The organism is Aurantiacibacter rhizosphaerae, from assembly GCF_009807005.1.
GTDB lineage: Bacteria > Pseudomonadota > Alphaproteobacteria > Sphingomonadales > Sphingomonadaceae > Alteraurantiacibacter > Alteraurantiacibacter rhizosphaerae.
Genome location: NZ_WUBR01000002.1, coordinates 220,141 through 241,407 on the forward strand (window position 1 = coordinate 220,141; position 21,267 = coordinate 241,407).

General features: G+C 60.1%; 21 protein-coding genes. 6 read left to right on the plus strand and 15 right to left on the minus strand.

Annotated features, from left to right (window positions below; translation table 11 throughout):
- Positions 1-25: 25 nt before the first annotated feature.
- From GRF63_RS08530 to GRF63_RS08555, 6 genes are all read right to left on the minus strand, one after another.
- On the minus strand, positions 26-718 hold the full coding sequence (locus GRF63_RS08530) for a TadE/TadG family type IV pilus assembly protein (protein ID WP_160485607.1): 693 nt from the start codon (positions 716-718) through the stop codon (positions 26-28).
- Positions 715-1,320: a TadE/TadG family type IV pilus assembly protein gene (locus tag GRF63_RS08535; RefSeq protein ID WP_160485608.1), complete on the minus strand. Its 606-nt coding sequence runs from the start codon at positions 1,318-1,320 to the stop codon at positions 715-717. Before GRF63_RS08535 ends, GRF63_RS08530 begins: the two co-directional genes overlap by 4 nt.
- Positions 1,320-3,245 carry a TadE/TadG family type IV pilus assembly protein gene (locus GRF63_RS08540; protein ID WP_160485609.1) on the minus strand — a complete coding sequence of 642 codons (1,926 nt, stop codon included), beginning with the start codon at positions 3,243-3,245 and terminating at the stop codon, positions 1,320-1,322. The genes GRF63_RS08535 and GRF63_RS08540 overlap by 1 nt, the downstream gene beginning before the upstream one ends.
- Positions 3,246-3,354: 109 nt before the next feature.
- Complete coding sequence (locus GRF63_RS08545) at positions 3,355-3,795, minus strand: TadE/TadG family type IV pilus assembly protein (protein WP_160485610.1); 441 nt, start codon at positions 3,793-3,795, stop codon at positions 3,355-3,357.
- Between the two features lie 5 nt (positions 3,796-3,800).
- The gene (locus GRF63_RS08550; RefSeq protein WP_160485611.1) at positions 3,801-4,298 is read right to left on the minus strand and encodes a TadE/TadG family type IV pilus assembly protein; all 498 of its coding nucleotides are present in this window, start codon (positions 4,296-4,298) and stop codon (positions 3,801-3,803) included.
- Complete coding sequence (locus GRF63_RS08555) at positions 4,295-5,890, minus strand: pilus assembly protein TadG-related protein (RefSeq protein ID WP_160485612.1); 1,596 nt, start codon at positions 5,888-5,890, stop codon at positions 4,295-4,297. Before GRF63_RS08555 ends, GRF63_RS08550 begins: the two co-directional genes overlap by 4 nt.
- 166 nt (positions 5,891-6,056) lie before the next feature.
- On the opposite strand from GRF63_RS08555, the gene GRF63_RS16385 reads away from it, so the two are divergent.
- Both GRF63_RS16385 and GRF63_RS08560 read left to right on the plus strand, forming a co-directional pair.
- Positions 6,057-6,713, plus strand: coding sequence for a hypothetical protein (locus tag GRF63_RS16385; RefSeq protein ID WP_202131662.1), 657 nt, complete (start codon positions 6,057-6,059; stop codon positions 6,711-6,713).
- 33 nt (positions 6,714-6,746) lie between these two features.
- Positions 6,747-7,220 (plus strand): EF-hand domain-containing protein, encoded by a 474-nt coding sequence (locus GRF63_RS08560; protein WP_160485613.1) that lies wholly within the window; start codon positions 6,747-6,749, stop codon positions 7,218-7,220.
- Between the two features lie 20 nt (positions 7,221-7,240).
- Here GRF63_RS08560 and trmFO read toward each other — a convergent pair whose 3' ends face one another.
- On the minus strand, positions 7,241-8,608 hold the full coding sequence (trmFO, locus tag GRF63_RS08565; RefSeq protein ID WP_160485614.1) for a methylenetetrahydrofolate--tRNA-(uracil(54)-C(5))-methyltransferase (FADH(2)-oxidizing) TrmFO: 1,368 nt from the start codon (positions 8,606-8,608) through the stop codon (positions 7,241-7,243).
- A 63-nt stretch (positions 8,609-8,671) separates the two neighbouring features.
- On the opposite strand from trmFO, the gene GRF63_RS08570 reads away from it, so the two are divergent.
- Together GRF63_RS08570 and GRF63_RS08575 are read left to right on the plus strand one after the other, a co-directional pair.
- A complete protein-coding gene (locus tag GRF63_RS08570) occupies positions 8,672-9,358 on the plus strand; it encodes a lysoplasmalogenase family protein (protein ID WP_160485615.1) in 687 nt (228 codons plus the stop codon).
- Between the two features lie 78 nt (positions 9,359-9,436).
- Complete coding sequence (locus GRF63_RS08575; protein WP_160485616.1) at positions 9,437-9,664, plus strand: hypothetical protein; 228 nt, start codon at positions 9,437-9,439, stop codon at positions 9,662-9,664.
- Between the two features lie 63 nt (positions 9,665-9,727).
- On the opposite strand, the gene gyrA is transcribed toward GRF63_RS08575, so the two are convergent.
- Entirely contained in the window at positions 9,728-12,568 is a 2,841-nt protein-coding gene (gene gyrA, locus GRF63_RS08580; protein ID WP_160485617.1) for a DNA gyrase subunit A, read from the minus strand.
- Positions 12,569-12,853: 285 nt separating this feature from the next.
- Here gyrA and GRF63_RS08585 point away from each other — a divergent pair, with 285 nt between their 5' ends.
- Positions 12,854-14,119, plus strand: coding sequence for a tetratricopeptide repeat protein (locus tag GRF63_RS08585; RefSeq protein ID WP_160485618.1), 1,266 nt, complete (start codon positions 12,854-12,856; stop codon positions 14,117-14,119).
- A gap of 86 nt (positions 14,120-14,205) precedes the next feature.
- Here GRF63_RS08585 and ychF read toward each other — a convergent pair whose 3' ends face one another.
- Positions 14,206-15,306, minus strand: a complete 1,101-nt coding sequence (ychF, locus tag GRF63_RS08590; RefSeq protein ID WP_160485619.1) for a redox-regulated ATPase YchF — start codon at positions 15,304-15,306, stop codon at positions 14,206-14,208.
- Between the two features lie 136 nt (positions 15,307-15,442).
- On the opposite strand from ychF, the gene GRF63_RS08595 reads away from it, so the two are divergent.
- Positions 15,443-16,462 carry a tetratricopeptide repeat protein gene (locus GRF63_RS08595; RefSeq protein WP_160485620.1) on the plus strand — a complete coding sequence of 340 codons (1,020 nt, stop codon included), beginning with the start codon at positions 15,443-15,445 and terminating at the stop codon, positions 16,460-16,462.
- Between the two features lie 15 nt (positions 16,463-16,477).
- On the opposite strand, the gene pth is transcribed toward GRF63_RS08595, so the two are convergent.
- The 6 genes from pth to GRF63_RS08625 all read right to left on the minus strand — a co-directional run bounded on the left by pth (position 16,478) and on the right by GRF63_RS08625 (position 21,166).
- On the minus strand, positions 16,478-17,047 hold the full coding sequence (gene pth / locus GRF63_RS08600; RefSeq protein WP_160485621.1) for an aminoacyl-tRNA hydrolase: 570 nt from the start codon (positions 17,045-17,047) through the stop codon (positions 16,478-16,480).
- Between the two features lie 12 nt (positions 17,048-17,059).
- Positions 17,060-17,512, minus strand: coding sequence for a hypothetical protein (locus GRF63_RS08605; protein ID WP_160485622.1), 453 nt, complete (start codon positions 17,510-17,512; stop codon positions 17,060-17,062).
- Positions 17,512-18,201, minus strand: a complete 690-nt coding sequence (locus GRF63_RS08610; RefSeq protein WP_160486285.1) for a 50S ribosomal protein L25/general stress protein Ctc — start codon at positions 18,199-18,201, stop codon at positions 17,512-17,514. The genes GRF63_RS08605 and GRF63_RS08610 overlap by 1 nt, the downstream gene beginning before the upstream one ends.
- 97 nt (positions 18,202-18,298) lie before the next feature.
- On the minus strand, positions 18,299-19,144 hold the full coding sequence (locus GRF63_RS08615; protein WP_237392446.1) for a TraB/GumN family protein: 846 nt from the start codon (positions 19,142-19,144) through the stop codon (positions 18,299-18,301).
- 23 nt (positions 19,145-19,167) lie between these two features.
- The gene (locus tag GRF63_RS08620) at positions 19,168-20,070 is read right to left on the minus strand and encodes a TraB/GumN family protein (RefSeq protein WP_160485624.1); all 903 of its coding nucleotides are present in this window, start codon (positions 20,068-20,070) and stop codon (positions 19,168-19,170) included.
- Positions 20,071-20,200: 130 nt separating this feature from the next.
- On the minus strand, positions 20,201-21,166 hold the full coding sequence (locus GRF63_RS08625; protein WP_160485625.1) for a TraB/GumN family protein: 966 nt from the start codon (positions 21,164-21,166) through the stop codon (positions 20,201-20,203).
- Positions 21,167-21,267 lie beyond the last annotated feature (101 nt).

Here is a 21,267-nt window from a genome sequence, read left to right on the forward strand (position 1 = left end):
GGCTGCCTTGCTGAAGGTGGCCGTATCAGCTGGCCGTGGTGTAGCTGATACCCTGATATGCGTCGCAGGCTGCAACCGGATCGGCAGGGCCCGATGTGGGCTGATATACCTTCGACAGATCCCGGTCAGCGCGCACGGAGAAGCTGGCAACGGCATTCACCGTGCCGGACCCAAAGGCGAAGGGCTCACCAATAATCGCCTGATAATCGTAGCTAATCTCTACGAACATGACGGCATCATCTTCAAAAGCGATAACCTCTTCGCCGGCAGGCCCCATGCCGGGAAAATCATTCGCGCTTTTGCCGTCCCCTGTCAGGCCATAGGAGCTCGTGTGGTTCTTCATGCCCACGCAGCGTTGCCAGTGGATGTACTGCTGATCCGCCGTGCCGGGCACAACTTCCAGGCTGCTGAGGATCACGCGGCCGTGTTCGAACAGATCGATGGCTTCGCCCCCCTGAAGATGGGCGCCGAAAAACAGATCGTTGATGTCCGCCTCATAAATCTTGCGATTTTCCAGCATTGATTGATCGCCTATGCGCGATGCATTGTCCGCAATCAGATTGGCCAGCTGCGTCACCTTCATCTGCACCAGCACGCGGTTGGAAACTTCCAAGCCCATCAGGCCCACCGATAACAGGAAAGGGAATACGAGCGCGAATTCCGTCATCGCGACCCCGGCGGTATCGCGGCGTAAACGTGCGGCAAGGCGGGCGATCATACGCAATTCCTCGTCACCACTTTGTTTTCCTGCAAACGGAAGGGCTGGTTGCGCAGCAGCGTTTTGGCCTTCACCGTGACATCCTGATCCAGATTGATCAGGCGGGCGAGGGGGAAGGCGCGATCATATGTCGCGGACACTTCATACAACACCGCATCGCGCGCACCGCTGCTGTTGTTTTGCGAGCGGTCGGAATCCCAGTGGCCATTGCCGTTCACATCAACGAACACCTCGTTGTTGTTGCACGCGCCGTCGCCATTGGTGTCTGTAAACTCCTCAGCCTGCCCCACATCGGTGTAATTCGTGTAGGCGCTGCGCTTGAAGACCATGGTGGCGCCGGGCACCACATCGTGCACCATTGATTTAACGCGCTTATCCAGCGCGGCGGGATTGTTCACGAAAGCCTCGGTGGTCGAATCGCGAGCGGCACTCAGCACCGCGCCTTCGATGATGTTCTTTGCATACATATTGTACGACAGATCGAAGAGGCCCATCAGCGTCAGCGCGAGGGCAGGGGCGATCAAGGCGAATTCCGTCACGGTAACGCCGCGCTCGTCATGCCAAAGGGAGGTGAGCCAAAGGGAGGGGAGGGTGCAGCGCATCACTGGGTGATCCGCAATTCGCTCATTGCGCGGGCGATGGCTTCGAAGGCATCGTTCAACTCTTCGGCATTCGATGCCTCGAAGGATCGGCCGGGGCCTGCGCATTGTGTCATCAAATCGGTGAGGCCCGTGCCGAATGCCACCACCCACACTGTGATGTTGCGGTTCTTCACCTGCTCGCATGCGACGCCAAAACGGTTTTCCACCACCTGCGCCAATGTATCGCTGGAGGTGTCGGGATCCCAGCGGCGCCGGTCCAGCCCGTCTACGCCGTAAACACCATAGGCAAGGTCATAGGGTTCGGTCTGCCCGTCGGTCAGCCAGATCATGTGGCGCGCACGTTGCTGGCCGTCAGGATCGGCGTTTTCACCGGCAAAGATGCCCGTGGGCGACAGCAGGCGTCCACCCCAGATCATGCCGATATCGTGATAGGTCGCGCCGAAGGGTTCGAGCGTGTCGAGGTAGTTATTCAGCTCATCGCTGCTCATTTCCTGCAACTTCTGCGCGCGCGCCGGACAGTCGGAGAACCACCAGGTGCCAGTATCGACATACTCGTCGATCGTGCGCACTTTTTTCGTTTCGAAAACTCCGCTGTCGTCGTGCTTGATTTTACGCACGTAGATTTCCTCAGGATAGCGCGGGCGCCACTGGGTGGAGGGGTTGCCGGCGCTGGGCACCAGATCGATATCGAGATCCAGCGCACGGCTGAAATCGACATTGTCGTAATCCGCGATCTGGTAGGTATCGCGTTCCTCGATGCATCCTTCGGTTTCAGTGCGCCAATTGCTGACGCTGCGCGTGATCGGTCCGTAGAGCCACTGCGTGTTGTCGAAGGCCGGAACTTCGGTCACTTCCTCGAATGTCTGTATGTAATTCGTATCGCTGGCCGACTGTACTTCGCAGGTCGTGCCGTTCCTGACCGTGCGATAGCGCGTTCCGTTCTGAACCCGCCTTTTGCCTTGAATATACAGAACTGCGGGGGGACTTTCCTGAAGCTGGGTATAGGGAAGGCCGTTATTGGTATCGGTATATGTCCAGGTGTTTTCGGGTTGGCTGCCGTTGCATTCATAGCTGGATCCGTCCAAAAACCCGAAAAAGTTGAAACTCGCTTTGTAGGTACTGACCGTAGTCCAAGGGGTGCGGCTTCCGCCGACAGATGTCCAGTTCCGGTTGTAGGTCACCCCGGCCGATCCATTGGGAATGAGAACCCCGGTTTTTTCGCGCCCCTGATAGGTCCACTCGTTTACTACCCAGTCATCCTTCAGCAGGTGGCCGACGTTCACATTGGTGGCGTAGGGCACGAAACCGTATCGGACCTGGGTGCTGGGCGCCTTGCCGCCTTCTACCTGGGCGTGAAAGTTGCGGATGGTCTGCTTGAGCGAGTCAAGACGTGACAGGCTGTCTCCCGGATTGGTGTGCCGCATGGAGCCTGTGGTATCGACCACCATCATCACATCCAGATTGCTGAAATTGAGGACCGCCTCGCAATCGACGGAAATGTCCATCTTGGAATGGCCGAACACCTTCATCAGCGTGGTGGGAACGTCCACCGATGCCTTGCCCGAAATTGCGTAATCATTCTCCAGCGTCATGGAGAACTTGCGGCTTTTCGTGCCGTAGGTACCGTCGCGAAAATTGATGTTGAAGAAGCGCTGTCCCGTGCTGGCCACATCGCTGGGTACGGAATTGTCCACCACAGCGCTGGCGCCCAGCCTTTGCCGCGCCGCCAGCACGCCGGCATCGCAGGCCTGCTGCAACCGCACCTGCGCCAGATAGCCGCGCCCCATGTCCACGCCGCCCCCGATCAGGGCCAGCAGGGGAAACAGCGCTGCCGCCAGCATCACCGCGACATTGCCGCCGGTATCACGGGCAAGGCGGGAGAGGAACGGCGCACCATGGTGCTGGGGAGGGCGGGAGGATGTCATCACAGACCTCACCACTAGGGCACAACCCTGATGCCAGCGTTGATGACCATGGTTAAGATATTCATGATCTGGCTTGGCAATCGCGCATCGCGCGGGCTGCAGCCCCGGATCAGTTGTCCATCAGGAAGATGGGCCGGGTGTAGGTGACGAAGGGAAATTCAATGCCTGCAAATCCCAGGAAGCTGTCCAGCTGATAGGACATGACAACCTGCAGCTCCGTTGCTCCCGTCACGCGTTGCGTGCTGGCCGTCGTGATGGTGGCATTGATACGGTTCTGATCCAGCAAATAGGGCGCGCCCAGAGACTGATTTTCTGCCCAGGTCTCCAGCTGGGAATTCGATAACTCGTTGCCCGTCTGGTACTGCACCATCGCATAGCGTGCCACATCGGCGGAAACACCGCGCAGGGCATTGTAGTTCTGCATTGCCATGCCAACCTGCAAGACACCCACCAGCAGCAGCAGGAAAATCGGCGCGAGCAGCGCAAACTCCACGATCATTGCGCCGCTCTCGTCACGCCTGATGCGAAGGAACATGGATTTGCTGATCATGGGATTTATCCAACCTGCACGGTGCGATTGACGTCATAAGAAACGGCTGAACCAACGCCCCACTCCGCCCAGATGGGAGAGTAGGTATCGGTGATATCGATCTTGATGAACTTGTACCTGGTTCCGCTGCCGCAACCATCGGCATTGGTGATGTAATCGGTGGCAGTGCCGCAGCGATAAATGGGATCGACGTCGACAGTCACCGTGCCGCATCTCGCCTTGCCGTCCGATACGGTGGGCGTCGTCTTCCCGCACAGCGATGTCGCCACGATATCGCGCACGGTGTTGCGCGCAGCGGCATCCTCTGGCGCAACCGCGCGAACGACGGCGGCGGCTTCGGCCGCGGCGCTCTGCAGTTCGGTCTGGCGGGCAACCATCGCGCTCGCCTCAAAACCGCCCAGCGCCATCACCAGCAGCACCGGCGCGACGAAGGCAGTCTCGATCGCCATGGAGCCGTCTTCGTCCATGCGAATGCGGGCGATGCGGGCAAGGGCGTTCATCATGCTACCAGCCTCACTTTGGATTCCGTGCTGACGACAGTTGTGTCCTCGGTCGAGTCCGACGGGCAGAAAGTCTGCATGTCAGTCGTACCAGTGATGGTGATATTGTTGGCAGCGATCATCAGGCACATGCTGGTGACGCTTGCAGTCCCGGCGAAGAACACCTCGCTCTTCGGAAAATACATCGTCCCGTTCAGCACTGTGGCCGCATTGCCGTTGAAGCTTTGCCCGTTGTTGCCGGCACCCGGCCCCTCACGATCCTCGAACACCAGCATGCCTGCCAGATCGTTGGCATCTTCCGGGGAAACGCCGACGTTCATCAGGTCTGATGCAGTCATGGCAGTAAGGTTGATGTCCGCGCCGCCATTGATCGAGATCGAGGCACCATTGTAAAGCACGAACATCACGCCAGCGCCGTTCACTTCGTGCTGCCCATTGATCCTGAGTGAGCCGCCATTGATGTTGTAGACGCCGGGCGCAAAAGCCGTGTCGCACCCGATATGGATGTTGGTATAGGTACCTGGCCGCACGTTACCGGCCTGACCGCCCTCGACAATTACGACATTGCGATAGGTGGTGGTGCGATCGTAATCGCGACGTTCCCACTTTTTATTCTGGCCATTTCCGCCAAGATCACGCCAGACGACCTCATCTTCTTCAACGGTCCCTTCTTCGGTACCATTGGGCACGATGATGCCTTCATCTTCATTATAGACGTTGGAGCTTTCCCGTCCGCTCTCGTTCTCCCACGGCTCGAGGTTGTTCCTGTTCGGCCCCTGCCAGTACGAGTATTGCGTAATTGTGCGGATCGCCACGTCAGCGAAGGTTGTGTCGTTTGCTGCCGAGCAGCTGTATGTACGAGAAATCCGCGATTCCGTTGGATTGGGTGGGCTAAGCTCCGAAAAGGGATCGTAAAGCCCTTCCATATATTCCATGATAACGTCATCGGTGTTGGTCTTCAGCCATTCATCCACACCGCCGGCGGACAGGATCCAGCCTGCCTCCACTTCGGGATTGCCATCAACCTTGATGGAAAGGGCGTCGGTGGAAAGCGCGGCCATGCCGCAACTGGCGGTGAGAACCGCGCTGCCGCCGATGGTGACGGCGCCTTCGTCTTCCTCGTCCAGCGCGATCAGGCAGCTGGTGAAGGTCACGCCTTCCTCGAAGCTCGCCTGCGCATATGCGGAAATAGTGGCCGCCTTGCCGGTGAGGAAGCCCGTGAACGGCAATTCCTTCGTGGCTGTCGCAGATACGGCAACGGAATTATCCGTGCCCCCGGCATAATCGGCCAATTGGATAACAGGGTCCGCGTGAAAATCGTCGGTCACAGAGAGGTTGGCCAGGAATTCCTGACTTGCACGCTGGGAGTAGGTGCCCTCCGTCTCGGTTTCAGCAGCGGCCCAGGCGCCCGCAACTGCGGCCTGGTCTACCGCGAATTGCAGCTCCCTTTTCCACATGTACCACTGGGTGACATCCACCCCCATACCGGCACCGCCGATCAGCACTGGCATGCCAAGCGCCACCAGCATGGTCGCATTGCCGCTGCGGCAGGAAGAAATATTCTTGACAGTCTCGCGCATGAACTTGAGGATCATGGGGTACACCTTTGGATAAACCAGCTAACCCTGTGCCAATAGAGGCTGTGTGGTTTCACCGATGTAACCGAACAGGGTTAACAAGATCTTCGCCCTGATAGGCTGGGCATGCCGCCTGACATCGTCCTTTGACACACCGCCCGGTTTCGGGTGAAGGGCGTGCAGCATGTCCACCGACCTCATTGAAACACTGCCGCTGCCACAAAGGCTGGCGCTATCATACGCGCCGCGCAGCGCGCATGCGCCGACTTGCGCAGTCCTGGCGCTCGACACGCGGCTGGCCGGCATCATCCGTACAGGGGGAGAGCCGGTGATCGCGCAGATGAAACTGGCGTGGTGGCGGGAACGGCTGGCGCAAGATCCTGCACAGTGGCCATTGGGAGAGCCGTTGCTGGCCCTGCTGCAACAATCCGGGCTAGACTGCGCGCAGCTTTCGCCGCTGGTTGATGGCTGGGAAATCCTGCTGGCGGACAGTCTTAACAAGGATGAAATCGCCACCTTCGCGCAAGGCCGCGCGAAGGCATGGGGCGCGGTGGCGGATGCAGCCAGCGCCGCCGGATCACGCGCAGCGGTTGAGCAGGCGGGCCGCACCTGGGCCCTTGCCGACCTTTCCCTGAACCTTGGCACGCAGGAAGAAACTGCAAGAGTACGCACCGCGGCGCATGACGAGGCCGCGCAACAGGCCAGTCTTCCAGCGCAGCTTCGCCCGCTAGCCGTGCTGCGCGGTCTGGCCGTGCGGGCGATGAAGCGGAACGCCCAGGAATTGCTGGATGGGCCGGGAGCCATGGCATTGGCCTTGCGCCTTGGTATTTTAGGGCGCTAACGTAAATACCCGTATCCTTAGGGGAAATTGCGCATGAATCGAGTTATCCTTGGTGCCTTCGGGGCCTTGCTGCTGGTGGGCCTGGGGCTCTTCTGGATGCAGGGCAGGGCACAGGTGGAGCAGGGCGCGCCTCCGCCGGATATGACATCGCTGGAGGAACCAGCGCAGGATCCAGACGCGCTGCCATTTGCCGATGGTGCCGACATGACGGGGCCAGCGCCGCCAGAGGCCAGCGAGCTGACGAAGGAACAGCGCCGCTTCTTTCGCTATGATCGCAATCGCGACCTGAAGATAACCCGCAACGAAATGCTGTCCACCCGCACCGATGCGTTTCGCAAGCTGGACGTGGACGGCAACAATCTGCTGGATTTCGAGGAGTGGGCCGTCACCACGGCGTCGCGCTTTGCAGAGATGGACGGCAATGGCGACAAGGAGCTGACGCAGGCAGAATTCGCCACCAGCGCGCCAAAGCCCCGCGCCACCTCTCGCCCGCGCTGCAACTGCTGACAAATTGAGTTGGTGACGAGCTAGGCGGGCACGCCTTCCATCTGCGCCAGCCATTCACCGAAATCGGCCTTGGCGCGGTCGGTATAGGCTTCCTTGCGCTCTTTCTTCTTCACCTCGTGCAGCGGTGGAAAGAGACCGAAATTGACGTTCATCGGCTGAAAATGCGCGGCATCGGCATCGCCTGTGATGTGGCTGAGCAGGGCACCCATCGCGCTGGTTGCGGGGGGAGGGGCCCATTCCTCTCCGGCGATCTCGCTCGCCGTCATCATTCCTGCGAGCAGTCCGACCGCGCTGCTTTCCACGTAACCTTCGCAGCCCGTCACTTGCCCGGCAAAACGGATATGCGGGGCAGATTTAAGACGCAGCTGGCGGTCCAGCAGCTCGGGCGAATTGATGAATGTGTTGCGGTGCATCCCGCCAAGCCGCGCGAATTCGGCGTTCTCCAGACCCGGAATTGTGCGGAACAGCTCAACCTGCGCGCCATATTTCATCTTGGTCTGGAAGCCGACCATGTTCCACAGCGTGCCCAGCTTGTTGTCCTGCCGCAACTGCACCACGGCATAGGGCCACTTGCCCTGCGGATGCTCTTCACTGGTGTCGCGCGGGTTATCAAGGCCAACGCCCTTCATTGGGCCATATCGCAGCGTTTCGATGCCGCGCTCTGCCATCACCTCTATGGGCATGCAGCCATCGAAATAGGGGGTGTCGGCCTCCCACTCCTTGAAGTCGCCCTTCTCGGCATCGATCAGGCCTTGCACGAAGGTTTCGTATTGCTCGCGCGTCATGGGGCAATTGATGTAATCGCCATCTTCGTTGGAGGCTGCCGTCGTCTTGTTCCAGCGTGACTGGATCCATGCCTTGTCCATGTCGATACTGTCGCGATACACGATCGGCGCGATGGCATCGAAAAAGGCAAGCCGGTCCGATCCGGTGGCGCTGACGATGCTTTCGGCAAGGCTTGCCGCGGTGAGCGGGCCGGTGGCGACAATGGTGTGGCCCTCGGCAGGTAGCTGGTCGATCTTCTCTCGCACCACTTCGATATTGGGATGCTGCTCCAGCCGTTTCTGCACTTCAGCGCTGAACACGTCGCGGTCCACCGCCATTGCGCTGCCTGCGGGAACACGCGACATTTCGCCTGCTGCCATGATGATGCTGTCCAGCCGCCGCATCTCGTGATGCAGCAGGCCCACGGCATTCTTCGCATCGTCATCGCTGCGGAATGAATTGGAGCATACCAGCTCGGCCAGGCCATCGGTGTGATGCGCAGCGGTTTCTCCGCCGCCGCCGCGCATTTCGGACAGGCGCACCTGCACCCCGCGCTGTGCCAGTTGCCACGCCGCCTCGCTTCCCGCCAGACCGCCTCCGATAATATGGACCTGATGTGTCATGGGGCGCAGATAAGGCTTCGCGGGCGCTGGCGCAAACGAAGAGGCGCGGCTAGGGCGGATCTTATGCCCAAACGTGCCTTGGTCGATAAACGTCCGTTTCTGCTGTTCAGCGTGATTGCCGCGCTGGCGTTCTTCTATTTACAGGCCACAGACCTGCCTGGCCTTTATCTCATCCCGATAAAGGGTTTCGCGGTCGGCTTCCTGGCCGTTTACGCCTATCTGCGCCACAACAGCGCCGATGCCCATCGCCTGGCGCTGGCCCTGCTGGTGGCGGCGCTGGCGGATATGGCGATCGAGATCGATCTGCGCGTGGGCGCGGCGGTGTTCTTCGTGTTTCACATGCTGGCGGTGTCTGTCTTCATGAAGCACTCGCGCGGCAAATTGCACGGCGGCGATCAGGCTGCATTTTTGGCAATCCTTATCCTGCCGCCGCTGCTCGGCTATTTCCTGCCTTATGACCGCATGATTGCATGGGCTGTGGCCATCTATGCCGTGGCTTTAAGCCTGATGGCCGCGAGCGCATGGATGAGCGATTTTCCAAGGATGCGCGTGGCTGCGGGCGCGCTGCTGTTCGTATTGTCCGACCTGTTGATTTTCGCAGAGCTTGGCCCCTTGTCCGGCAGCGCGGTGCCGGAATATCTGGTGTGGCCGATCTATTACCTCGGCCAGTTCCTGATCACGATTGGCGTGATAACAACATTGCGAAAGCGCAATCCGGAATTGCGGATGGTGCATAACCGTCAGGATTAGGAAAACACACGGCTACAATATTTAAGTTGTTCGGCTATAGTCATTACACATATGGGTCCGGGGGGAACCGAGTTCGTCATGACGGTGCTGTCAATAATACTGATCGCGATCACATTTCTTGCGTCTATTCTGGCATTTGCCATCGCATTGGCAGTCTGGCTGGCGGGCGACGCTCCCCATGACGATACCGGTAAGGTCACCCGCGGCCTGATCAGCAGAATGCGTCTCTGGTTCACGATGAAACCGCCCAAGCTGACGTACCGCCGGGATCAGAACGGCCGCTTCCGAAAGACGCGCAGGGGCTGAAGGCGGAAGAAATACCGATCCCCGCACGCCGAAGCCTGTCAGTCCCGCTTGCGCGCCGGTGGATTATTCCGCCTCGTCACCTTCGATATTGTCATCGCGATCCAGTGTGGTGTGCGGCTCTGTCTCGTCCCCGCCACCGCGACGTTCCACCATTTCCTCGACCACGGCTTCTTCGGCCTCGTTCTCCGGGCTTTCATCCTCATCGATGCGCGCTGCGCCGACGATGGTTTCACCCTTGGAGACATTGAAGATGCGAACGCCGGATGAACTGCGGCCGATGATGGAGAAGCCATCGTGGTTCTCGAACCCGCCCTCGGTAAGATGGCGGAACTTGATCGGCAAGCGGATCAGCTTCGCCCGGTCCGTCACCAGCATCAATTGCATGCCGTGGCGCACGGGGAAACTGGCGACGACGGGGCCGTTGCGCTCCGGATCGCTGCCGGGGGTGCCGATATTGGTCAAACCCTGACCGCCGCGGCCAATCGTACGATATTCGTAAGCGCTGGAGATCTTGCCATAGCCATTGGCGGTGATGGTGAGCAGGAACTCTTCCTCCTCCGCCATCTTCTCCACCTGATCTGCAGGCAGGGTCGCTTCCGCATCGTTGTTTTTCCAAGCGGCCGCGCGCAAATATGCCTCGCGCGTTTCCATGTCGGCATCCAGGCGATCCAGCACGGCCAGCGAAACGACCTTGGCATCATCCTTCAGCGTCATGCCGCGCACGCCGATGCCCGTCCGGCTCTTCGTTTCGCGCGCGTCGGTGGCGGGGAAGCGGATGGCCTTGCCGGAATCGGAAGCGAGGAAGATCTCCTGCGCCTCGTTCAGCAGCCGCACGCCGATCAGGCGATCGCCGCTGCCTTCCACAAAGCCCATCGCATATTTGCCTGCGGTGGGCACATTGGTGAAGGCATCCATAGAATTGCGGCGCACCATGCCCTGTTCAGTGGCGAACACGATATTGAGCGCATCCCAATCGTTCTCATCCTCTGGCAGAGGCAACACATTGGTGACGCGTTCATCATTACCCAGCGGCAGCAGGTTCACCATCGGGCGACCCTTCGTCTGCGGGCCACCTTCGGGCAGCTTCCACACCTTCAGGCGATACACGCGGCCAGTGTTGGTGAAGAACAGCACGGGGTTGTGCGTGCTGGTGACGAACATTTCGACAACGGCGTCCTCGTCCTTCGTCGCCATGCCGCTGCGGCCCTTGCCGCCGTGGCGCTGGGCCCGGAAGGCCTCCAGCGGGGTGCGCTTGATATAGCCGCCGTGGGTTACGGTGACGACCATCTCCTCACGCTCAATCAGATCTTCATCGTCGATCCCGTCCCACGCGGGCGCGATTTCGGATACGCGCGGAGTGGCGAACTGATCGCGCACGTCCTGCAATTCCTCTCGCATCACGCCATACAGCTTCACGCGGTCAGCCAGTAGCGACAGGAAGTATTCGATCTTGTCGGCAAGCTCCTGAAGTTCCTCACCGATCTCGTCACGGCCCAGCGCGGTGAGGCGGTGGAGGCGCAGATCGAGGATGGCCTTCACCTGCCGCTCGGAAAGCTGATAGGTGCCCTCGCTCTCATCGGCGGACGGCTCAATCGCTTCCACCAGGCGGATGTATTGCGCGATGTCGCCAATCGGCCATTCCTTGGCCAGCAGCTTTGCCCGGGCGATCTGCGGGTTGGACGATCCACGGATCATCGCCACCACTTCATCAAGGTTGGACACGGCGACCACCAGGCCCAGCAAGATATGCGCACGATCACGCGCCTTGTTCAGCTCATACTTGGTGCGCCGGGTGATGACCTGTTCGCGGAAGCTAATGAAGCTGGAAATGAACTCGCGCAGCTCCAGCGTTTCCGGCCTGCCGCCACGGATTGCCAGCATGTTTGCAGGGAAGCTGGATTGCGCGGGCGTGTGCCGCCAGATCTGGTTCAGCACGACATCCGCCGTGGCATCACGCTTCAATTCGATCACCACGCGCACACCGGCGCGGCTGGATTCGTCGCGAATGTCGGCGATGCCCTCGATCCGCTTTTCCTTGGCGGCGTCAGCGATCTTCTCCACCAGACCGGCCTTGCCGACCTGATAGGGGATCGAGGTGAGCACGATGCTCTCGCGATCATTCTTGCCGACTTCCACCTCGTGCCGGCTGCGCATCAGCACGCTGCCACGACCGGTGGTGTAGGCTGAACGCGCGCCGGATTTGCCCAGGATCAGCGGGGCGGTGGGAAAATCGGGGCCGGGAATGATCTCGTGCAGCTGCTCCGACGTGATGCCGGGATCGTCCATATAGGCGAAACAGCCATCGATCACTTCGCCAAGGTTATGCGGCGGGATGTTGGTGGCCATGCCCACGGCAATGCCGCCTGCGCCATTGACCAGCAGATTGGGATAGCGGGCGGGAAGGACCGAAGGCTCTTTCTCGGAGCCGTCGTAGTTGTCGACGAAATCGACGGTGTCCTTGTCGAGATCGGTCAGCAGCGAATCCGCCGCCTTTGCCAGGCGGCTTTCGGTGTAACGCATTGCCGCCGGGGGATCGGGGTCCATGCTGCCGAAGTTGCCCTGGCCATCGATCAGCGGCAGGCGCATCGACCACGGTTGCACCATGCGGGCCAGCGCATCATAGATCGCACTGTCGCCATGGGGGTGATAGGAACCCATCACCTCACCAACGATCTTTGCCGATTTGCGATAGGGCTTTGTAGAAGTGTAGCCGCCGACCTGCGCGGCATAGAGAATACGGCGGTGGACCGGTTTCAAACCGTCACGAACATCCGGAAGCGCGCGGCTGACGATCACGCTCATCGCGTAATCGAGATAGCTCGTCTTCATCTCATCGACGATGTCGATGCGTTCAAATTCGCCCGGATTATCAGGGGCGCTGAGAGTTTCGGTCTCGTCGCTCACTAAACTGGTATTCCATTATGGTTCTGGTTGACCATCAATGTAGGGGTAGGGGAACCAAGGCACCATAGGAGAGGGGGCGAATCCCCCATGAAAGCCGCCCTTTTCCACATTTCCGGCGGCCCAATCTGAATTTGAACGACTTATCCCGTTAAAACGCCGTTCAGCGCGCGCTTGGTAGGTCTTATTTGCAATCTCGGCAGCCCATGTGCATGAGGCCCGACCGGGAACGACAGCCAGTTCTAGTTAGTTTGATGGCTGAAAGATTTTTCAGGAGAGATAACCAATATGCTTCGCGTTTTCCGTCCCACTCGCTCCAAATCCATTCGTGGAACCGTTGCCGGTTTTGCTCTCGCCGTTGCCCTTGCGGGCGGCGCTGCGATGGGTTCTGCCGCTGTAACCTCCTCCGCCGCTTTTGCGCAGGAAAACTCCCGCGGGTTTGTTGAGGCCTATCAGCCGCTGGCTGAAATGGTGAATGCCGAGACGCCGAACAACGAAGGCGCGAAGGCTGGGTTGACGTCGCTTTACCAGACGATCGAGACCGAAGCGGATCGCCAGCTTGCCGGCAATCTCACGCTGAATATCGGTATCGCCATGTCGGACTCTGCCTTGCAGCGTCGCGGTCTTGAGATGATGCTTGAAAGCGGGCTCGTCGCCCCGGAAAGCATTGGCCAGTTTAACTGGTTCGTGGGCAGCATCGCCTACCAGGCCGAAGACTATGCCGCGGCACGTAACGCGTTCATGGCGGCAAAGGCAGCGGGCTACACCGATGATGAGGCTGACCTGACACTGCTGATCGCGGATACCTATGGCCGTGAAGGCAATTCGCAGGCGTCGCTAGATTACATCATGCAGGCCGTGAGCGAGGCGGAAGCCGCTGGCGCCACTCCGACAGAGCGCTGGTTGCTGCGCGGGCTTCAGTCCACTTACGACAACGAAATGCCTGCCCAGGCTCTGACGGTGTCTGAATCCCTGCTGCGCCACTATCCCACGCAAAAGAACTGGGTGAACACCCTGCAGGTGATCAATGCGCTGAACGAGTATGATCCGGGTGCCCGTGTCGATCTCTATCGCCTGATGCTGGCGGCAGACGCCCTGACGCAGCGCAGCGAGTTTGTCCGTTACATCGAGGATCTCGATCCGCGCGTTATGGCGAATGAAGTGCAGGACGTTCTTGCCAAGGGCTTGAGCATCGGTGAATTTACCGCAGGTGACGAATATTACACCGAGGTGAAGGGCATTGCCGATACGCGTGCGTCGCAGGATCGCAGCGGCATCGAAGGCATCGTGTCCGAAGGCAAATCGGGCGACTCGCTTGACGCGATGAGCGCTGGCGATGTGCTGTACTCGCTGGGCGATTTCACCCGGGCCGAGAGCCTCTATCGTACCGCACTTGAAAAGGGTGCCGATGCCAATGTGGCCAACACCCGCATCGGTATCGCGCAGGCAAAACAGGGCAACTATGCGGCCGCTGTCGAAACTTTCGGCACGGTTCAGGGCGCGCGCAATGCGATTGCCCGCATGTGGTCGGCCTACGCTTCTGCCCAGATGTAAGCTTTAAATATAGCGAACACGAAAACGGCGCGGGAACCTCGGTTCTCGCGCCGTTTCTTTTTTTCGCCGGTTAGGGAAGTTCTTGCTCAGACGTTGAATTTGAACAGCAGGATATCGCCATCCTGCACGACATATTCCTTGCCTTCCTGGCGCAGCTTGCCCGCCTCACGCGCGGGGCTTTCGCCGCCCAGTTCCACGTAATCGTCAAACGCGATGGTTTCGGCGCGGATGAAACCCTTTTCGAAATCGGTGTGGATTTCACCTGCCGCCTGCGGGGCCTTGGCCTCGGCAGGCGTGGTCCAGGCGCGGGCTTCCTTCGGTCCGCAGGTGAAGAAGGTTTTCAGGCTCAACAGCTGGTAACCGGCGCGGATCACGCGGGCGAGGCCGCTTTCTTCAAGCCCGAGTTCCGCCAGATATTCCGTGCGCTCTTCGGCATCCATGCCCACCAGCTCTGATTCGATAGCGGCGGAGACGACGACGGCCTGCGCCCCTTCGGCCTCGGCCTTTTCGAAAACCTTGGCTGACAATGCATTGCCGGTGGCAGCGTCTTCCTCCGCCACGTTGCACACATACAGCACGGGCTTGGCCGTTAGCAGCTGGGCCTGTTCGAATAGGCGCTCCTCCTCGTCGTCCTGCGGCACGGTTAGGCGCGCGGGCTTGCCGTCCCGCAGCAGTTCCAGCGCCTGGCCCAATACGCTGGTCAGCGCCTTGGCTTCCTTGTCACCCCCGGTGGCGCGGCGCCTTGCGTTTTCCACGCGCTTTTCCAGGCTTTCCAGATCGGACAGCATCAGCTCGGTTTCCACCACCTCTGCATCGGCCAGCGGATCAACCTTGTTCGCCACATGCTGGATATCGTCATCCTCGAAACAGCGCAGCACGTGGACGATGGCGTCCACCTCGCGAATATTACCGAGGAACTGGTTGCCCAATCCTTCGCCCGCGCTCGCACCTTTGACGAGGCCCGCGATATCCACGAATGACAATTGCGTGTGGATGATCTTTGCGCTGCCCGCGATGGCGGCGATTTTCTCAAGCCGCGGATCGGGCACGGCAACCTGCCCGACATTCGGCTCAATGGTGCAGAACGGATAGTTCGCGGCCTGTGCGGCCTGCGTCTCTGTCAGAGCGTTGAAAAGGGTCGACTTGCCAACATTGGGCAGGCCCACGATCCCGCAGCGGAATCCCATAATTACGTGCCTTCATGCGATTGGATTGGATGTTGCGCCGCGCCTTATACCCACAGGAAGCGGAAAGCCAGCGCAGAGCCTTTGCCGATTGCAGTTGGTAAGCGAATGTTTGCGCTTTGCCGCTAGATACGCGCGCATGAATCTCGCCCGTATCCTCCTGATCGGCAGCATGGCGTGCAGCCTCGCTTCCTGCGCGCTGTTGAGCGGTGATCCGGTGGAAGAAGCGCAGGCGCATTATGACGCGCAGGATTATGTCTCCGCGCGCGGTGCTGTGCAGGATATTCTCGCCCGCGCCCCGAACAATATCCCGGCGCTGGAACTGCTGGCGCGCATCCAGCTGGCCATGGGGCAGGGCAGCGAAGTGTCCGCCACGCTGGACAGGCTGGAAAAGGCAGGTGGAGAGCCTGACGACGCAAATTTGCTGGCAGCGGAAGGATTGCTGCAATCGGGGGAGGCTCAGGCAGCGCTGGCGCTGATCGGCAATCGAACCGATGCAGAAGCCTGGCGATTGCGCGCATTGTCAGCGGCCATGAAGGGCGACAATGCGCAGGCCACCGAAGCCTTTCGGCAGGGAGGTGATGCCAACGGCGACAAGGCGAAGCTGTTTGCCGCAGAAGCCAGCTATTATCTCAGCAAGGCTGACTGGCCCGCCGCCGCACGCGCGGTGGCCCTGGCGCAAAAGGCGGCACCGAAACGAATAGAAACGCTGTTCGTGGCCGCCCGGCTGGCAGAGGTGCAGGATGATCACGTGCTGGCGCTATCCAATTTCCTGCGCATCATAGAGATCGCGCCGCTGGATCGGCCTGCCCTGATCGGAGCCATAAGCGCTGCGGAACGGGCCGAGAAGCCGGGCGTGGCACGCCATTTGATCGCCTATGGCGCGCAGACCCGCCCGCAGGACCGCGAATTCGTTTACCAGGAAGCGCGCGTGTTGGCATGGGATGGCAAGTGGGAGGGGGTTCGCGCCATGCTGCAACAGCATGAAGCAGAGATCGCCGATCACGATGCGGCCCGCCTGCTTTACGCAGAGTCGCTGTTGCAACTGGGGCAGGTGGAAACCGCGCGGGCAATTGCGGCGCCTGTTCTGGCAAGAAGCCCGCAGAATGCAGAGGCGATGCGGGTCGAAGCTGCCATTGCCGCCGCCAGCCAAGGCTAAGCGCACGTCTGGCCATCAATCCTGCATTTTCAGCGCATATTCGCTCATGAAGCGCGGATCGTCGCCCGCCGCCAGCCATTCGGCACATCCGCCGATTGCGCCCAGCATCTGGATAAGGTCGTCCATCTCAGCCTTGGCATAATTGCCCAGCACATGGCCGTGGACGCGATCCTTGTGGCCGGGATGGCCGATGCCGATGCGCACGCGGCGAAAATCGGGGCCAAGATGCGCGTCGATAGAGCGCAGGCCATTGTGACCCGCATGGCCGCCGCCCTGTTTCACCTTCACCTTGAATGGCGCCAGGTCCAGCTCGTCATGGAAGACGGTGATTGCTTCTGTCGGCAATTTGTAGAAGCGCGCCGCCTCTCCAACGCTGCGACCGCTTTCGTTCATGAAGGTGCCCGGCTTCAGCAGCAGGATCTTCTGTCCGCCGATCCGGCCTTCCTGCAGCCAGCCTTGGAATTTCTTCTGCACCGGCGCGAAGTCATACATATCGGCCAGCACATCACAGGCCATGAAGCCCACGTTGTGGCGATGCATGGCATATCGCGGACCGGGATTGCCCAGACCTACCCAGAGCTGCATGGGGATCCCCCCTTAACGCTGGCCCTGCTGCGGAGCGCCGGTTTGCGGTGCGCGCTGCTGCGGGTTGGTTGCCTGGATGCTGGTATTGCCCAGCAACTCCATGACGGAGAGGTAGAAGTTCGCGCAAGTGTTGGCGAATGCGTCTAGCTGCTGGCGATTGGAATTGCCAATCAAGGTGGCAGCTGCCCTGAACTGGGACCCTGCTTCAGCCGAGGAATAATGGCTGAGGCGACCGGCATAGAACGCCGAAATGATGGTGAGATTGTTCAGGATCTCGACGCGCTGTTCGGCAGTCAGGCTAGGGGCGTTGGCCACCTGCGTGCGCCGCTGCTGCATCAGTGTGAAGCACTGGAAATCCTGCGGTTCGGCCGGCAGGAACGCGGCACTTTGGGCGAGGGCGGGAGCCGGCACATTGGCCAGCCCCGCACCCAGCGCAAGCGCGGCAAGAGTTGCGCGCATACGCATTATTCGCTCTTTTCTTCCTGCTCCTCGGCAGCATCCGCATCGGGACCCTGTTCGGTAGCAGCCACGCCATCTGCGGGGATATCTTCCTCTTCGTCGCCTTCTTCGCCATCGGAGCGCTTGAGAGCGGAGGGAGCCACGACAGTAGCAATGGTGAAGTCACGATCGGTGATCGCGCTTTCCGAACCTTCGGGAAGGGTCAGTGCGCTGATGTGAATCGAATCGCCGACTTCGAGGCCGGTGACGTCGATTTCGATCTCGCCAGGAATCTTGTCGCCTTCGCATACCAGTTCTAGTTCGTGACGAACAACGTTCAGCACGCCGCCCTTCTTCAGGCCGGGGCTTTCTTCTTCGTTCACGAATACCACCGGCACGTTGACCTCGATCTTCGAGCCCTTGGTCAGGCGCAGGAAGTCAGCGTGGATGGGACGGTCGGTGACGGGATCCAGCGCCACATCCTTGGGAAGTGTGCGGGTTTCCTTGCCATCCACCTTTACCATTACGATGGAGTTCATGAAGTGACCGGTCATCAATTGCTTGACCAGTTCCTTCTCTTCCACGTGGATGGGAGTGGGTTCTTCCTTGCCGCCATAGATAACGGCGGGTACGCGGCCTTCGCGACGCAGCGCACGGGAGGCTCCCTTGCCAGCCCGTTCACGCATCTCAGCCGGCAGTTTCAGAGCGTCGCTCATCATTAAAGCCTTTCGATTGCAAATACATATTCCGCCGCGCCTCCAGGGATGACATCAACGGAAGGCGCGCGTCTAGCAGGAACGGGTGCAAAAGCAACTACTGGATGCGCCGCGCAGCAAAGCTGCGCTGTTCCAGCAAAGCCACCAGCCCGTCTTCCCCGATAACATGTCCTGCGCCCACCGCGACGAAGGGTTTGCGCCCACCTTCGATCTTTGCGGCGATGCGCGGGGTCCAGCGCTCATTCCGATCGGTGAGCAAAACCCGCCGCAGTTCGGGCGAAAGTTGCAGGGTGTCGTTCACATGGCCTGCCAGCTCATCCTCCTGCCCCGCGATCCACGCCAGCAGCATACCATCACCCGAATCCGCCTGGTGCGAACGCGCCACGCCAAACAGCAGGTCACTCTGGGCTTCGGATGAAAGGGTATCGAACATTGTCAGCTGTTCGACATAGGTTTCCAGCCCCACGACAGTATCTGCTTCATCGATCAAGGCCCGGTCCACGCCATTGGTGGGGTCTCCGGTGCGTACCTTGCCGGACAGCATCATGGCCGCGGCCCAGCTTTCGATACGGCTGAAGTCATCGTCCTCCATGCCCGCATCGTCCAGCAATTGCCGCAGGGCATCACGCTCGTCCGGGTCAACGCGGCGGGTGAGGGCGGGCTGCCCCGGCGTTTCGGAAAGATCGGCATAGAGGCTGGCACCTGCCGGATCATCAAGATTGGCGACTTCCACCACCAGCACGCCTGCCTGCGCGAATTTCTCGTCCAGCAAAGGGGTGTGCCAGTCCACATCATCGGGCAGGGCATGGACCGTGCCGAATATCCAGCCCACCTCTCCTGAAGGAGCGGTAATCTCCCACATCGCGGGAGACGCATCGGGCCAGTCTCGATCAGGCTCTGAAAGGGCGCCGCAGCCTGCCAGCCAAAGCGCCCCTGCAATCATCAAGGATTTGCAAATCCGTGCGATCAATGCGCCACGCGTTCCACGCTGTAGCCGCGTTCTGCCAGAATATCCTGCACGCTGCCCGTGCCCGCGAGATGGCCTGCCCCCACGGCGATGAAGACGGTGCCGGGCTGTTCAAGCCGTGTCTCGATCCAGTCGACCCAGTTGCGGTTACGGTCCAGCAGCAGGCGCTGATAAAGCTCCGGATTATCAAGTTCGTCATTCATCAGCGCGCCCAGTTCCTCGGCATCGCCTCCAAGCCATTCGGCCTTCATCGTTTCGATAGAAGTCACGACATCGTCGATCCCCTCGACAGTTGCGTCCAGCATCGCCAGCTGGGCATCCATCAGCAGCGTGTCGAACAGCGAAATCTGTTCGTCCATCGTCTCCAGCGCGGTGCGCGTCTTGTCTTCCCCACGCTCGCGCAAGACCATTTCGACACCCTGATCCGGCTGATATCCGGCCTGCAGCAGGGGCACCATGCCAAGCGTTATCGTGGCCACCCATGGTTCCACCGGATCAAGCGCCTCGGCAGGAATGCCGATGCCCTGAAGCGCAGCCTCATACTGCGCTAGGTCTTCCTCATTCATCAGGCTGCGCAGGGTCTGCCCTTCCGGCAGTGCGGCCCTGGCGGCCATTTCCACGCCTGCGCTTTCCATGTCATCCATGTCCACTTCGAACACCAGTTCTTCAGAAGCATCGAAGGCGGAGGAAATGCGATCATCATACCAGGTCTCACCCTCTGGCAGGATGTGGATGGTACCAAACAGGTAGATGGTCGTGTCATCATCGGAAAGCTGCCACAGGGCAGGACCGGTGCCTTCGCTCTTGTGGTCTTCGGCATGGTCTTCGGCAAGGGCAGGAGCGGACAGCACGCCTGCCGAGAGGGCAAGGGCGGAGGCTGTCTTGATTAGCGAGCGTAGCATTGGGAAACTCCTGTAACGGGCCCTGATTTTCAGGCGCCCCGCGCGGTTGAACTTGCGCAAGGCCATAAGATATTAGCGTTAAAGCAAAATTGGCAAGCGCCATCGCAATGCCGGGCGCGCAAAATCCGCCCTAATTGATACGCTCTGCCTTAAGCCCGCGTTGTTTCAGCCACACCAGCAAAGAATCCGGCCCCTCGAAATGACCGGCCCCTACTGCGAGCAGAGCGGTGCCGGGCTGATCCAGCCGTTCTTCCAGCCATCCGGCCCAGCGCCGGTTGCGCCGGTTAAGAAGGATTTCGCGGAATGCCTTTCCGATCCTGCCATCGCCAAAGCCCAGATCGAAATCATCACTCACTTCGCCGCGAGCCCACGCATGCTCCATGGCCCAGTAGTCATCGCCCACCAGGTCATCCTGCGCTGCGCCGTACAACCCGCGGTTGGGTTCCCTGCTCCATTTGCGAAGGTGAAGGTCCAGCTCTTTCACCATCTCTGCGTCATTGGCGTGGTACAGGCTGTAGAGAACGCGGCCGAAATCCTCGATCGATTCAATCGGGCGTTCGCTTTCGATAAATTCCCGCTCCAGCACGGCTTCCACGCCGTAATCGTAACTTGAAAGCTCGCTGCCGGGGCCAGTCGGGCCAAAACCCATCAATGCCACCATCACCGGCATGGCATCGACATATGCAAAAGGCTGGCCGGATTGCGCCACCAGTTCGCGCCATCGCGCCTTGGCCGGGGCTGATAACTGCTGCGAGGTGGGCGTGCGGTTTTGAAGGAGGTGAGCGATTTTCGGGGCGACCACATCCAGCGAGCCGCTGCCGTCAAAATCGTTGCTCTCCACCACCAGCACATCTGCTGCATCTATGATGGCGTCCAGATCGGGATTGCGCCAGCGGAACCCTTTGGGCAGCAGGTGGATCGTGCCCAGCATGTAGATGGTGGTATCCTCGTCGGATAAGCGCCACAGGGCAGGGGCGGGCTCATAATCCTGCGTAAAGGCATAGCGCGCCTCGTCCTCCGCTATCGCAGGTGCTGCACAAAGCGTGGCAATTGCAGCGAAACCGGCGAGCAGGGCCTTGATCTGGCGCGTTATCATGGCTTGCACCTCAGACCTTTGGGCCTGCAACTGTCAAGCCACCTTCGCACCTGCGGCATTGACGCTGTGCAGGGCATAAGCCAAAGCGCGCAGCGAAATGA